The 12,936-nt window shown below is 73.4% G+C and carries 11 protein-coding genes, 1 tRNA gene and 2 pseudogenes; 8 read left to right on the top strand and 6 right to left on the bottom strand.

Going from position 1 to position 12,936, the window contains the following annotated elements:
* Positions 1-2: 2 nt before the first annotated feature.
* Positions 3-1,616: a dynamin family protein gene (locus tag ABZZ17_RS23100; RefSeq protein ID WP_356878192.1), complete on the bottom strand. Its 1,614-nt coding sequence runs from the start codon at positions 1,614-1,616 to the stop codon at positions 3-5.
* Positions 1,617-1,948: 332 nt separating this feature from the next.
* Between ABZZ17_RS23100 and ABZZ17_RS23095 the strand changes: the two genes are divergently transcribed.
* Positions 1,949-2,021, top strand: a tRNA-Arg gene (locus ABZZ17_RS23095).
* Between the two features lie 165 nt (positions 2,022-2,186).
* On the opposite strand, the gene ABZZ17_RS23090 is transcribed toward ABZZ17_RS23095, so the two are convergent.
* On the bottom strand, positions 2,187-2,414 hold the full coding sequence (locus ABZZ17_RS23090; protein ID WP_356878245.1) for a hypothetical protein: 228 nt from the start codon (positions 2,412-2,414) through the stop codon (positions 2,187-2,189).
* A 62-nt stretch (positions 2,415-2,476) separates the two neighbouring features.
* A pseudogene (locus tag ABZZ17_RS23085) lies at positions 2,477-2,662 on the bottom strand (DNA primase); the annotation flags it as partial.
* Positions 2,663-3,066: 404 nt separating this feature from the next.
* Here ABZZ17_RS23085 and ABZZ17_RS23080 point away from each other — a divergent pair.
* Entirely contained in the window at positions 3,067-3,717 is a 651-nt protein-coding gene (locus ABZZ17_RS23080) for a response regulator transcription factor (protein WP_356878191.1), read from the top strand.
* Positions 3,718-3,761: 44 nt separating this feature from the next.
* Here ABZZ17_RS23080 and ABZZ17_RS23075 read toward each other — a convergent pair.
* A pseudogene (locus ABZZ17_RS23075) lies at positions 3,762-4,154 on the bottom strand (phospholipase); the annotation flags it as partial.
* A gap of 361 nt (positions 4,155-4,515) precedes the next feature.
* Here ABZZ17_RS23075 and ABZZ17_RS23070 point away from each other — a divergent pair.
* Complete coding sequence (locus ABZZ17_RS23070) at positions 4,516-5,043, top strand: hypothetical protein (RefSeq protein ID WP_356878190.1); 528 nt, start codon at positions 4,516-4,518, stop codon at positions 5,041-5,043.
* Positions 5,044-5,053: 10 nt separating this feature from the next.
* On the opposite strand, the gene ABZZ17_RS23065 is transcribed toward ABZZ17_RS23070, so the two are convergent.
* Positions 5,054-5,830: an alpha/beta hydrolase gene (locus tag ABZZ17_RS23065; RefSeq protein ID WP_356878189.1), complete on the bottom strand. Its 777-nt coding sequence runs from the start codon at positions 5,828-5,830 to the stop codon at positions 5,054-5,056.
* 88 nt (positions 5,831-5,918) lie between these two features.
* On the opposite strand from ABZZ17_RS23065, the gene ABZZ17_RS23060 reads away from it, so the two are divergent.
* From ABZZ17_RS23060 to ABZZ17_RS23040, 5 genes are all read left to right on the top strand, one after another.
* Positions 5,919-6,620, top strand: coding sequence for a 4'-phosphopantetheinyl transferase superfamily protein (locus tag ABZZ17_RS23060; protein WP_356878188.1), 702 nt, complete (start codon positions 5,919-5,921; stop codon positions 6,618-6,620).
* 86 nt (positions 6,621-6,706) lie between these two features.
* Positions 6,707-7,126: a GNAT family N-acetyltransferase gene (locus ABZZ17_RS23055; protein WP_356878187.1), complete on the top strand. Its 420-nt coding sequence runs from the start codon at positions 6,707-6,709 to the stop codon at positions 7,124-7,126.
* A gap of 264 nt (positions 7,127-7,390) precedes the next feature.
* Entirely contained in the window at positions 7,391-8,635 is a 1,245-nt protein-coding gene (locus tag ABZZ17_RS23050; RefSeq protein ID WP_356878186.1) for a S8 family peptidase, read from the top strand.
* 208 nt (positions 8,636-8,843) lie between these two features.
* Positions 8,844-10,136 (top strand): hypothetical protein, encoded by a 1,293-nt coding sequence (locus ABZZ17_RS23045; protein ID WP_356878185.1) that lies wholly within the window; start codon positions 8,844-8,846, stop codon positions 10,134-10,136.
* A 92-nt stretch (positions 10,137-10,228) separates the two neighbouring features.
* Positions 10,229-11,266 carry a DUF916 domain-containing protein gene (locus tag ABZZ17_RS23040; protein WP_356878184.1) on the top strand — a complete coding sequence of 346 codons (1,038 nt, stop codon included), beginning with the start codon at positions 10,229-10,231 and terminating at the stop codon, positions 11,264-11,266.
* 164 nt (positions 11,267-11,430) lie between these two features.
* On the opposite strand, the gene ABZZ17_RS23035 is transcribed toward ABZZ17_RS23040, so the two are convergent.
* Positions 11,431-12,930 (bottom strand): CoA-acylating methylmalonate-semialdehyde dehydrogenase, encoded by a 1,500-nt coding sequence (locus tag ABZZ17_RS23035; RefSeq protein ID WP_356878183.1) that lies wholly within the window; start codon positions 12,928-12,930, stop codon positions 11,431-11,433.
* Between the last annotated feature and the right edge of the window lie 6 nt (positions 12,931-12,936).

Raw genomic sequence — 12,936 nt, 5'->3', positions numbered from 1 at the left:
CGTCACCTCTCCTTCTGCAGTACGGACAGCGCGGCGATCAGCTCGGCCTGGGGTTCCGGGGTCACTTCGAGCGCTTCGATGGGGGCGAGGCGGCGGTCGCGTTCGGCGCGCAGCACCTCGTCGAGGTGGTCGCCGACCAGTTCGCCGCCGCGGTCGCGCAGCCGGACGGCGGCCTGTACGCCGATCCGTTCGGCGAGCTTCTCCCCCGCCGGGCGGGCCCGCTTGCCGCCGAGGAGGGCGGCGACGAGGAGGGCCGCGACGCCGTCGGGGTCGGGCGAGGGCTGCCGGTCGAGCCGGGCGACCTCTTCCTCGGCGAGTTCCTCCAGCACGCGGCGCCAGCGCCGTACGGCCATGCCGATACGTTCCGCCGCCTCCCGGTCGGGGGCGGGCAGGGACACCGCGCCGGCGGCCGGTTCGCGCCGCCAGGCTTCGGCGATCCGCTCGTCGGCGGCGGCGACGGCGCACTGGAGCAGTGCGGCGAGGGATTCGGCGAGGGAGTCCAGCAGTTCGTCGGCGCTGGTGTCGAGGGGGTAGCCGCGCCACCGGGTGAGGGCGTCCCCGGCAAGGACGGCGCCCCGGTCGAGGCGGGTACGGACCCGCTTGCCCTCCCGCTTGTACGCGTCTTCGACGGCCGATGTCAGCCGTACGGCGGCGGCGTGCTGGGCGGCGACGGCGGAGGCGAGCTCCGGCATCCGCCGCCCGAGGGAGTCGAGCGCGCCCAGCGCGGTGCGTCCGACGGCGTACTGGCGGGCGGCCGGGTCCTGGGCGTGGTGGCTGAGCCACGCGAGGAGCGGCGCTACGGCACTGGCCGGCAGCAGCCCGCCCCCGCCGGCCGACTCGGGCAGTTCGGGCACCGTGAACCGCGGTACGTCGCCCAGCCCGGCCCGGGTGAGCAGTGCCCCGTACTGGCGCGAGACCTCGGCGAGGACCTGGTGCGGGACCCGGTCGAGGACGGTGACGAGGGTGGCCTTGTACTGCTTGGCGGTGCGCAGGAGGTGCCAGGGCACGGCGTCGGCGTACCGCGAGGCGGTGGTGACCATGACCCAGACGTCGGCTGCGCAGATGAGCTCGGCGGCGAGGGTCCGGTTCTCGACGACGAGGGAGTCGATGTCGGGGGCGTCGAGGATGGCGAGTCCGCGCGGGAGGGTGGTGACGGTCTCGATCCGCAGCTCGCGGGCGGAGACGCGGCGGTTCGGGGCGCGGAGGGCGTTGCGCTTCGGGGGCGGGGCGAGGTCGTCGTCCTCCTCCGGCGCCCACACGCGCATGAGGTCGGGGAGGATCCGCATCCCGGCGAACCAGTGATGATCATCCGGATGGCAGACGAGCACGGGTGTGCGCGTCGTGGGGCGCAGTACGCCGGCTTCGCTGACCTGCCGGCCGACGAGGGAGTTGACGAGGGTGGACTTGCCGGCCCCGGTCGACCCGCCGATGACGGCGAGCATGGGCGCCTCGGGCGCCTTCAGCCGGGGGACGAGGTAGTCGTCGAGCTGCGCGAGCAGCTCGGCTCTGGTCTGGCGGGCGCGCGGGGCGCCGGGCAGGGGCAGCGGCAGACGCACGGACGCGACCCGGTCGCGCAGGGCGGACAGGGCATCGAGCAGCTGAGGCCGTACATCCAAGGTCACCACATGCGAAGAATGCCCAATTTAGGACCATTTTTGAAGCTTATACGCCCTCTGCGCGCCGACCGCGACTCCAGCGGGACATCATGGACACCGCGGACGAGTGGGACGCAGGCATAACGAGTGCACAACACCCAGGCCGACGCGGCGCAAAAGCGATGCGAGAATCGCGCCTGCCTGCGAGTATCGGGACCGCTTCACCGAACCTCCACATCGTGGCACGCGAGTGAAGCAACCGGGACAAGGCAACCGGAGCCCTATCCTTGACCCGGCACGGCCCGCAGTCCCACCCCCACCACGGGGCTCCAGGCCACCACGGCCACCTACCGGCCCCCGTAGCTCAGTGGATAGAGCAGGTGCCTTCTAAGCACTTGGCCGCAGGTTCGAGTCCTGCCGGGGGCACTCACCTGAAGACCCTCCTGCGGGAGGGTCTTTCTGCTGGTCAGGGACGTTTTCCGGCGGCGGGGCGATCTCAGGATTCACCCTCTCGGCGGACCCGGAGAGTCCGGCGGTGTCCGGCTGACACCGAGTTCCTGCGGGTCGCTGCGGAGAATACGCGGTGAAAAATCAAGCCCCTGGCACAGCCGGACCCGGCAGCTCCCCCGCGCTTTCGATCCGCTGCTTGAGCTCGTCCAGCTGCCCGTTGCTGCCTCGTGCGTACGTGGCCAGGAGCACGGGAACGCTGTTGCCCGTCCACTCGGCCACGTCCGCACCAGGCAGCCGTACGTCCGCGACCTTGAGCGCCGCGACCTTGAGCGCCGCGATCTCCTCCGGCCGAGCTCCGGCGAAGTACATCGTGGCGAAGAAGGCGTGCAGCCGCCGGCGCCGCCCGCGGCCGCGCGTAAATCCAGGCGAGCAGCCTTCATGTGGAGCCGGTCCCCGCACGCCGAGTTGGCGCAGGCTCGGCGGTTCCCGAAGGGGAACTTGCCCTCGCGTAGGGGCAGGACGGGCAGCCCGATCCCGGCGAGCCAGAGTGCGGTCTGAAGGTTCGGCGGTGAAGCCGCGCGGCGGGAGCCTCGCGGGTAGTCAGTGGTGTGGGTCATGATTGGGGTCTCCAGTCCGCTTTCTCCGGGCTGGATGTGGGCGGTCCCGGCTTGTCCCCGGGGCCGCCCTTTTGTTGGCGGGTGGGGTCAGAGGCCGTTGTGGGCGCCGGGGCCGGGGCACTCGGGATTCCGGATCCGACCGCATCCGCTGATGCGCGTCGCAGCCCGCCGATGAAGACGATCATCAGGTTGGGGTGGGCGTCGCCCCCCAGGGCCCGGTACGGCGCCTCGGGGCGGGGCGTGGCGGATGATCTGCGCCACCGGCCCTTCGGGGCAGGGGCGTTGCTTCCGCGCGGTCGCCGGGGGCCGGTCGGCCCGGGGGCGTTTTCCCGGACGGCCGGGCGGAGTTCGGCGGCCTCGGGGGTCAGACCGGCGTGGCCGCGTCAGCGGATACGGTACCGATCGTGACCATCCGCATACTTCTCGCCGACGACCAGGAATCCGTTCGCGCGGGATTCCGCCTGATCCTGGATTCCCAGCCGGACATGGAGGTCGTCGGCGAAGCCCCGGACGGTGTGAAGGCCCTCGAACTCGCCGCGAAACTGCGGCCGGACGTCGTGCTCGCCGACATCCGCATGCCGCGCCTGGACGGTCTGGAAGTGACCCGCAGACTCGCCGGGCCCGAGGTCTCCGATCCGCTGCGGGTGGTCGTGGTGACCACCTTCGACCTCGACGAGTACGTGCACACCGCGCTCCGCAACGGGGCCTGCGGCTTCCTGCTGAAGCGTTCGGGCCCGGCCCTGCTCGTCGAGGCGGTACGCGCCGCCGTTGCGGGTGAGACCATGATCAGCCCCTCGGTCACCGTCCGGCTGCTGAAGCACCTGCGCGGTCCGGCGGGGCCCGACCCGGCTTCCGTGACGGTGCCGTTGACGGACCGCGAGACGGAGATCGCGCGCCTGGTGGCGAAGGGCCTGACGAACGCGGAGATCGGCACCGAACTCTTCATCTCCGCCGGCACCGCCAAGACCCACATCGCAAACATCCAGCGCAAGCTGGACGTGCGCAACCGGGTCGGGATCGCGGCCTGGGTGTGGGACAACGGCCTGGCGGCCTGAAGACGCGGCGGGATGCGGCCGGCGCCTGCGGGGCTCGTGGTCCGCTACCTCGCCTCGGGGACCCCGAAGGCCATGACCGCCTGGTAGTAGGTCCAGGCCGTGCCTTCGCAGGAGGCCTTCCGCGCGGGCGCGTAGGGGGCGCAGACCCGCTTCATGTCCGCGTGGAAGGCGTCGTCGAGCCGGCGCTTCACCGTGGGGAAGCTGCCCGCCGCCTTGTGGTTGCGGTAGCCGAAGTCGTGGCGGGCGCACGCCGTCGCGAAGGGGAAGCCGAACGGGTTGTCGGGGGAGCTCGTGCACTGGTCCGTCGACCAGTCGAAGCCGTACGCCTCCCAGGCCGGCCGGTGGGCGCGCGCGGTGACCCAGGCGTCCTGGCTCGCCGCGCTGGTCCGCGTCCAGTTGTCCAGGACCAGCGGTTTGTCCGCCGGGACGGTGGCGGCCCGGGCGGGGGCTCCCGCGGCCAGCAGGCAAGCGGCCAGCGCGCACGCGAGACGGGCGGTGGGGCGATGACGACGCACGGCGGTCCTCCGGACGGGCAGCGGGGTACGGCCTTGTAACGCGGAACGACGGACCGGGGTCGCGGGGAACCGGGGAACCGGGGAACCGGGGAGGGGTACGGCTGGCCTGCGGGGACCGGCGGGCCGTTCGACCAGCGGGGGCCGGCGGGCCGGGTGGGACTCGGGTACTGGTGGGGCCCGGCGCGCCCCTCTTGGGTATGACCGCGTGTACGACTTGCGGCAGAGCCGGAGTTCGTACCGTGGAGGGACGCGCGAAACGCCGCCGACCCGAACACTGGTAGGTATGAACCGCCGCCCGCTCGTGATCGCCGTCGCTGCCGTGGGAGTCCTGGCCACGGCCGCCTTCGCCCTGCCGAACCTGCCGCCCAACCCGCTCACCAACGCCCTCGACGACCAGGTCTTCCACGAGAAGGGCCGACGCTTCGCCACCGCCGCCGACGCGCCCGCAGGCGGCGACCGCGCGTTCGCCCTGCCCGCCTGGATACCGGCGGACGCCAAGAACATACGCATACGGGCCCGTACGACCGGGGAGGCCCGCCTGATCCGGTTCACCCTCGGCCGGACCCCGCTCGACGGACCCCAGTGCACCGCCGGCGGCGCGAAGCCGGCGGGTGGGCCCCGGCTGGACGCCCGGTGGTGGCCGGGTGACACCAGGGCGGAGGAGCGGCCCGAATGCCGGGGCCGTCACCAGTACCAGGTGGCCGTGCGCGGCAAGCGGGTCTACGCCTGGACCGACGGCACCCCGTCCCCGGGCATACGGACCGAGGGCGCCGCCGGCGGCGTCAACGCCACGCCCGCCGTGCGGCGGTAGCCGGGAGGCCTCAGGCGGTGTCGCCCCGCAGGACGGCGGCCGTGGCGTGGGCGAAGCCGTCGGGGTTGTCCAGCATGATGTTGTGCCCGCAGGCCGGTACGGCCGTGACCGTGACTCCCGCGGCCTCCAGGGCCTCCGTCCCGGCGGGGGATCCGTCCGCCTCCGGGTGGAGGAAACCGCGCGGGACCTTCAGCTCCAGCAGCAGCTCACGCATGGTGGGGGTCGTGCCGGTCACGAGGTGTACGGCGCTGCGGTGCAGGGCGGTCCGGCCCGCCAGCCGCATGGTCGACCACCAGTGGGCACCGGCCCGGTCGCGCACCTCGGCCCAGCCTCCGGACAGGAACTCCTCCTCCGTGTAGGAGGCGATGCCGCTGCTTCCCGCGGCGCCCGGTACCCGGGGCAGCGGGTCCAGGTTGGCGTCGACCAGGACGAGGCGGGAGACCAGATGGGGATGACGGGCGGCCAGCACGATGGCCACCGATCCGCCCATGCTGTGCGCGATCACCTCGGCCTCCCCGGCGCGGGCTTCGGTGAGTGCCTCCGCCAGCGCGTCGGCGTGGGCCTCCAGCGTGTAGGAGAACGTCTCGGGCCGGTCGCTGTGCCCGTGCCCCAGGAGGTCGACCAGCAGCGACCGCCGGCCCGCGAGCAGCGGATGGGCGGCGGTGGCGGCGAAGTAGGCGGGCGAGGTGGCGCCCAGTCCGTGCACGTAGACGCGGACCGGTTCCTCCCCGGGCAGTTCGGCCCAACGGATCCGGTCGCCTTCCGGCGTCACGACGGCACTGCGCACGGTGTGTCCCCCTGGAGTCGGTCACTGTGAAACCGGGACGAGGGTAACCGGGCCGCCGATCGGCGATCTCCTCGTCTACCCTGCTCAGATGACCGAGTACGTGAACCAGCTCGGCGACGGCATACCGCGGACCGGCACGCTGCCCGCGGGGCCGGACGCCGTCGTGTGGTCCCTGGACACCACGCGTGCGGTGATCGGCGGCCACCGGACCGACGAGGCCGCCGCGCTGCTGGACGCGGCCGAACGGGACCGGCTGGCCCGGCTGCTGCGGCCGCACGACCGGCGCAGCTACCTCGCCTCCCACATCGGGCTGCGGGTGCTGCTCGGCGGCTACCTGGGCCTGGCGCCCGAGAAGGTCGCGCTGGTCCGTGAGGACTGCCCGTGCTGCGGGGGGCCGCACGGCCGGCCCGCCGTGGCGGGGGGCGCGGTGCACTTCTCGCTGTCGCACAGCGCGGACATGGCCTACCTCGCCTTCGCCGGCGTGCCGGTCGGCGTCGATGTGGAGGGCCTGCCGAGTGCCGGCGCGGTCGGTGACGTGATGGGCACCCTGCATCCGGCGGAGACGGCCGAACTGACGGCGCTCCCGGCGGCGGACCGGCAGGTGGCGCTGGCCCGGCTGTGGTCCCGCAAGGAGGCCTACCTCAAGGCCACCGGTACGGGCCTCGCCCTCGGACTGGCCGAACCGTACGTGGGCACCGCGCTCACCCCCGCCCCCGTCCCGGGCTGGTCCCTCCGCGACCTCCCGGCCCCGCCCGCGTACGCGGCAGCCCTGGCCGTCCGCACTCCCTGACGCACCCGCCGGGCCGCCCCGAACTCCCCGCACCAGTCCGTCATGTCCGCAGGGTCACACGGGTCCCCGCCCGTATCGTGACCGGCATGGACATCCGCCCCGCCACCACCGCCGCCGAACTGCGAGCCGCCGAGGGGCTCTTCGACGGGCCCGCCCGCGAGGAGTGGTCCGAGGACTTCCTGCGCTCCCCCGGGCACCTGATGCTGATCGCGTACGTGGACGGGGTGCCCGCCGGCATGGTGTCCGGCGTCGAGATGACCCACCCGGACAAGGGCACCGAGATGTGCCTGTACGAGCTCTCCGTCGACGAGGGCTACCGGCGGAGCGGCATCGGCCGCGCCCTCACCGAGGCCCTCGCGGCGGAAGCCAGGAGGCGCGGCTGCTACGGCATGTGGGTGGGGGTCGACACGGACAACGAGCCCGCGCTGGCCACCTACGCCGCAGCCGGCTCCGAGGACGAGGGCACCTTCACCATGCGCGGCTGGCCCCTCGCCCAGCAGGGCTGACACCCCGACCGACCCAGCCCGACCCGTCTGCCCCGACCCGCCCCGACCCAACCCGACCCCTCCCGACCCCTCCCGCCGCAGACCGGCGTGACCACCCGGGCTCCCCCTCCCCCGGACCCCGCCCGACCCGCCCCGCCCCGAGCCCGGCGAGGGCCGGCCGCGGGCCCGGCGAGGGCGACCCCCGGACCCTTGCGGCGGCGTGTCGTGCGGCCACTCGGCGCACCCTCCGCGCGCCGCGCCCCCACCGGCGGGAGCGTCGGAGGCATGACCGCACTGACCGCGCTCCTCCCGGCCGCCGCCCTCCTCGCGGCGGCCGCCGCGCTCCCGCCGCCCGCCGCCTCCGATGCCGAAGCCCCCACCGCCTCCTACGTGGTGCTCCTCAAGGACGCCACCCGCCGCGCCCCGACCCGCGCCCTGGCCGCCGAGGCTGCCGAGGCCGGCGACCGGGTGGGGTCCGTCTACGACACCGCCCTCAACGGCTTCGCCGTCCGTACGACGGCCGCCCGCGCGGCCGCCCTCGCCGCCGACCCCCGGGTGGCCTCCGTGGAACCGGACGCGGACTTCCGCATCACCGACACCCCGGCCGACACGCCAGGCGGCGCCCCGGCCGGGCCCCCCGCCGGCCTCCCGGCGACCGGCGCCGCGACCGCCGTCACCGCCCAGGCCTCCGCCCCCTGGCCCCTCGACCGGATCGACCAGCGCGAGCTCCCGCTCGACGGTTCGTACGCGTACGCCGGCAAGGCGGAGGGCGTCACGGTGTACGTCGTCGACACCGGGATCAACACCGCCCACCAGGAGTTCGGGGGCCGGGCCCGGGCCGGTTACAACGCGGTGTTCTTCGGCGGCGCCGGCGACTGCAACGGGCACGGCACGCACGTCGCGGCGACCGTGGGCGGGGCGACGTACGGGGTCGCGAAGGGGGTCTCCCTCGTGGGCGTGAAGGTCGCCGACTGCCAGGGCGACGGCAAGCTGTCGGGGATCCTGCGCGGTCTCGACTGGCTGCTCAAGGACGCCGCCCGGAACGCCGCCAAGGGCCCCTCCGTCGCCAACATGAGCATGGGCGGCAGCCGCAGCCGCGCCATGGACGCGGCGGTCGTCCGGGCCGTGGCCTCCGGGATCACCTTCACCGTGGCGGCCGGCAACTCCGGCAAGGACGCCTGCTCCGGCTCCCCCGCCGGCGTGGCCCAGGCCCTCACCGTCGGTGCCACGGACTCCGCCGACCGGCGGCCCGCGTTCTCCAACCACGGCCGCTGCGTGGACCTCTCGGCGCCCGGCGTGTCCGTCACCTCGGCGTGGAAGGGCTCCCCGACGGCCCTCGCGCGGGCCTCCGGCACCTCCATGGCAGCCCCGCACGTGGCGGGCGCGGCCGCGCTGCTCCTGGCGGGCGGCACGGCCCGCACCCCCGAGCAGGTGGGACGGGCCCTGCTGGCCGACGCCGTCCCGGACCGGATCACGGGTCTCCCCGCCGGGACCGCGAACCTGCTCCTGCACACCCCGACGAGCCGCTGACGCCGCTCGGACCCGCCACCGACCAGTCGGTATCCGATGTCCCATCAGACCGGGTCTGATGGGACATCAATGTGTGGGTGCTTCGGGCGAAAGCAATGCATTGACTTCTCATCACCGCGACGCGTCAATGACGGCCTCCGCACCGGCTCAACCTCCCCCACACAGCGGGTGGGGGGAGGGGTTCGTCTGACGAAGGAGTCGCGACCCAGTGAGTACAACGTTCCGACGAAGAGTTCTGGCCGGGGCGGGCGCCCTTTCCCTCGCCCTGACGGGCGGCGTCGTGGCCCTGACGGGGACGGCGCAGGCCGCGACCAAGACCACTCCCGTTCCCGTGAAGTGCGTCGCCCCCGCCCCCCAGCCGGGCGCCAACGGCACCCAGGACTTCACGGTCACGGTGCCCGACACCGCCAAGGCCGGTCAGTCCGTGCCGATCACGATCGATCCGGGCGAGACCCCCGTCGTCCCGATGTTCACCATCGACACGGTCAACACCATCAAGATGAAGCTGCTAGTCGGCGGGGTCCCCCAGACGGTGACCAGCCCGGCCGTCCCGAGCCACCAGGAAGCCGGCAAGAAGGCGGACCCGCCGGCGTTCAGCGGGAACATCACCGTCCCCGAGGGCACCGAGGGCTCGACGCTCCAGATCACCATCGACCAGGTGATCACGGACGCCGATCTGGGCGGCACGATCTACACGACGACGTGTACGCCGGACCCGCGCCCCAGCGCTTCGGTCGGTTCGGTCGCCGTCGAGGCCCTGCCCAAGGACCCGGTCACGACGAAGGTGACACCCAACAGCGGACCGGCGGGCACCGCCGTGACCGTCACCGGCGCCAACTTCCCGGCCGGAGCGGTCGCCTGTTCCGCGCTGCTGGGCGGCGCGGTGACCGGTGACACCGGTTCCGGGACGGCGGACGCGTCCGGTGCCGCCACCTGCAACCTCACGGTCACCAAGAAGGCCGACGCGATCAGGATCGACGGTGCGGTGACCCCGTACAAGCCGTTCGTGTTCGTCGAGGAGCAGGCGGGCGTGAAGAACCCGGTGGACGTCGAGGTACTGCCCGGGCCGCTGGCCCTCGGCCCGAAGGACGGCCAGCCGGCCGTCAGCTTCGGCGCGGTGACCATCAACGGAAAGTCCCAGTCGGTGTTCGGCGCGTTCAACGCCGCGACCGTCCAGGACTTCCGTGGCGGCAGCCTCGGCTGGGACGTGACGGCGACCCGTACGCCGTTCCTGAACCAGACGACCGGCCACTCGATGGCGAAGGCGCAGCTCGGCATCCAGCCGTCCTGCACCGTCACCAACCCGGACAGCCCGAGCACCTGCACGGCGGGCGCCCCGGGCGCGATCACCGACACCCCGATGAAGGTCGCCTCGCAGGCGGCCGGCGGTGACGAGCTGACCGGCGGCGAGTTCGCCGTGGGCGGCGCGGCGATGCTCCAGCTGCCGCCGTTCATGTTCGCCGACACCTACCAGTCGGTCGTGACGTTCTCGATCGCCTGACCGGGCCCCGGCCCCGGGGTGGTGCGGTGCTCCGGCGCCGCACCACCCCTTTCCCGCTCTCCGCTCTCCGCCGCGACTGGAGAAATCCGCCCATGCGCATCCGCACCCCCCGCAGCCCCTGGCTGCCCCTCCTGCTCACCGGCCTGTGCGCGCTGCTGCTCCCCGGGGCGACCGCGACGGCCGCGGACAACGGCACCTGGGGCGTCTTCCCCACGCCCGCGGCCGGTGCGGCGATGACCGACCGCGCCTACTTCTTCCACCAGGGCGCCGCGGGGACCACCGTCAGCGACAGTGCGACGATCCTGAACTCCTCCGACAAGGAGCTGACCTTCCAGGTCTTCGCCACCGACGCGATGAACACCCCGTCGGGCGGCGCCTTCGCGCTGCTGCCCGTCGACGCGAAGCCCAAGGACGTGGGCGCGTGGACCGTACTGGCTCCCGAGGCGGCGACGACCGTCACCGTCCCGCCGAAGGGCCGCAAGGACGTCCCGTTCACCGTGAAGGTGCCGGCGGACGCGACGCCGGGCGACCACGTCGGCGGGATCGTCGCCCTGAACACGGCCGTCGAGGGCGTGCAGCGGGAGGGCAAGGTCCAGGTCGGGGTGAAGCGGTCGGTGGGCGCGCGCCTGTACTTCCGGGTGCCGGGGCCGGTGGCCGCGGGCCTGAGCGTGGAGGACGTACGGGTCAGCCGCAGCGCCCCGGTGCTGCCCTGGTTCGACGACGCCCGCGCCACCGTGACGTACACGCTGGTCAACCGGGGCAACGTGGTGGTCGAGCCGCGGGTGACGGTGTCGGCGCGGGGCCTGTTCGGGCGGGAGGTGCTGGACCGGCCGGCGCGGGACACCCGGCTGGTCCTGCTGCCCGGCCGGCGGGTGGAGCTGACCGAGGTGTGGAAGGACGCACCGCAGCTGGACTGGGTGGACGTGAAGGTCTCGGCGGACGCGGCCGCGCATCCGGACCTGCGGTCCGAGGCCGGTACGGACTTCCTGGCCGTCCCCTGGTCGGCGGCGGGCGGGGTCCTGGTGCTGGCGGGGGCGGGCGCCGCCTTCTGGCTGCTGCGCCGTCGGCGCCGCGACGAGGAGGACCCGGGACAGCCGAGCCCCGCCCCCGACCTGGCGACGGCCGGCTGACCGGTACGCGGACGGGTCCGGGCGGGCCCGGGACAGCAGGACCCCCCGGCCGGTGAGGGTTGGCCGGGGGGCTGCGGTACGGGTGGGGCTGCGGTACGGGGGTGGAACTGCGGTACGGGTGGGACTGCGGTACGGGTGGGACTGCGGTACGGGCCGGCCAGGGCTCAGTGGTTGCGGGGGAAGCCGAGGTCGACGCCGGCCGGGGCGTCGGCCGGGTCGGGCCAGCGGGTCGTGACGACCTTGCCGCGGGTGTAGAAGTGGATGCCGTCGTTGCCGTAGATGTGGTGGTCCCCGAAGAGGGAGTCCTTCCAGCCGCCGAAGGAGTGGTAGCCCACCGGCACCGGGATCGGCACGTTCACGCCGACCATGCCCGCCTGGATCTCCAGCTGGAAGCGGCGGGCGGCACCGCCGTCGCGGGTGAAGATCGCGGTGCCGTTGCCGAACGGGGAGGCGTTGATGAGGGCGACGCCCTCCTCGTAGGTCTCGGTGCGCAGGACGCACAGCACCGGGCCGAAGATCTCGTCGCGGTAGGCGTCGGAGTCGGTCTTGACGTTGTCGAGGAGGGAGAGGCCGATCCAGTGGCCGTTCTCGTTGCCCTCGACCGTGTAGCCGGTGCCGTCCAGGACCACGTCCGCGCCCTGGGCGGCGGCGCCCTTCACGTACGAGGCGACCTTGTCGCGGTGGGCGGCGGTGATCAGCGGGCCCATCTCGGAGGTCGGGTCGTTGCCGGGGCCGACCTTGATCTTCTCGGCGCGCTCGCGGATCTTCTCGACGAGCTCGTCGGCGATGGCCCCGACGGCGACGACGGCGGAGATCGCCATGCAGCGCTCGCCGGCCGAGCCGTACGCGGCGGAGACGGCCGCGTCGGCGGCGGCGTCCAGGTCGGCGTCGGGGAGCACCAGCATGTGGTTCTTGGCGCCGCCCAGGGCCTGGACGCGCTTGCCGTTGGCGGAGGCGGTGGTGTGGATGTGGCGGGCGATCGGGGTCGAGCCGACGAAGGAGACCGCCGCGACGTCGGGGTGCGCGAGCAGCGCGTCGACGGCGGTCTTGTCGCCGTGGACGACGTTCAGGACGCCCGCGGGCAGACCGGCCTCGGTCATCAGCTCGGCGAGCTTGTTGGAGGCCGAGGGGTCCTTCTCGCTCGGCTTGAGGATGAAGGTGTTTCCGCAGGCCACGGCCAGCGGGAACATCCACATCGGCACCATCGCCGGGAAGTTGAAGGGGGTGATGCCCGCGACGACGCCGACGGGCTGGCGGATCGAGGAGACGTCCACCCGGTTGGAGACGGAGGTGGAGAGCTCGCCCTTGAGCTGCGTGGTGATCCCGCAGGCCAGTTCGACGATCTCCAGGCCGCGGGCGACCTCGCCCAGCGCGTCCGAGTGGACCTTGCCGTGCTCGGCGGTGATCAGTTCGGCGATGGCGTCGCGGTTGGCGTCCAGCAGGGCGCGGTACGCGAACAGCACCTTGGTGCGGGCGGCCAGCGAGGACTGGCCCCAGCTGAGGAAGGCCTCCTTGGCGACCTGTACGGCCGCGTCGACCTCGTCGGCCGAGGCGAGGGCGACCTGCGTGGTGACCTCGCCCGTCGCCGGGTCGGTGACCGGGCCGTAGTTGCCCGACGCGCCCTCGACGGTCTTGCCACCGATCCAGTGGTTGACGGTCTTCATGCCTTG

The organism is Streptomyces sp. NPDC006512 (assembly GCF_040611935.1).
GTDB lineage: Bacteria > Actinomycetota > Actinomycetes > Streptomycetales > Streptomycetaceae > Streptomyces.
The sequence above is the reverse complement of the archived record's forward strand: the minus strand, read 5'-3'. Positions and strand labels throughout refer to the sequence as shown.

Bases quoted from the DNA above. Each gene is read 5' to 3' on its own strand.
- ABZZ17_RS23090 (WP_356878245.1), bottom strand. From the start codon at position 2,414: ATGTACTTCGCCGGAGCTCGGCCGGAGGAGATCGCGGCGCTCAAGGTC.
- ABZZ17_RS23070 (WP_356878190.1), top strand. From the start codon at position 4,516: ATGAACCGCCGCCCGCTCGTGATCGCCGTCGCTGCCGTGGGAGTCCTG.
- ABZZ17_RS23060 (WP_356878188.1), top strand. From the start codon at position 5,919: ATGACCGAGTACGTGAACCAGCTCGGCGACGGCATACCGCGGACCGGC.
- ABZZ17_RS23055 (WP_356878187.1), top strand. From the start codon at position 6,707: ATGGACATCCGCCCCGCCACCACCGCCGCCGAACTGCGAGCCGCCGAG.
- ABZZ17_RS23050 (WP_356878186.1), top strand. From the start codon at position 7,391: ATGACCGCACTGACCGCGCTCCTCCCGGCCGCCGCCCTCCTCGCGGCG.
- ABZZ17_RS23040 (WP_356878184.1), top strand. From the start codon at position 10,229: ATGCGCATCCGCACCCCCCGCAGCCCCTGGCTGCCCCTCCTGCTCACC.
- ABZZ17_RS23035 (WP_356878183.1), bottom strand. From the start codon at position 12,930: ATGAAGACCGTCAACCACTGGATCGGTGGCAAGACCGTCGAGGGCGCG.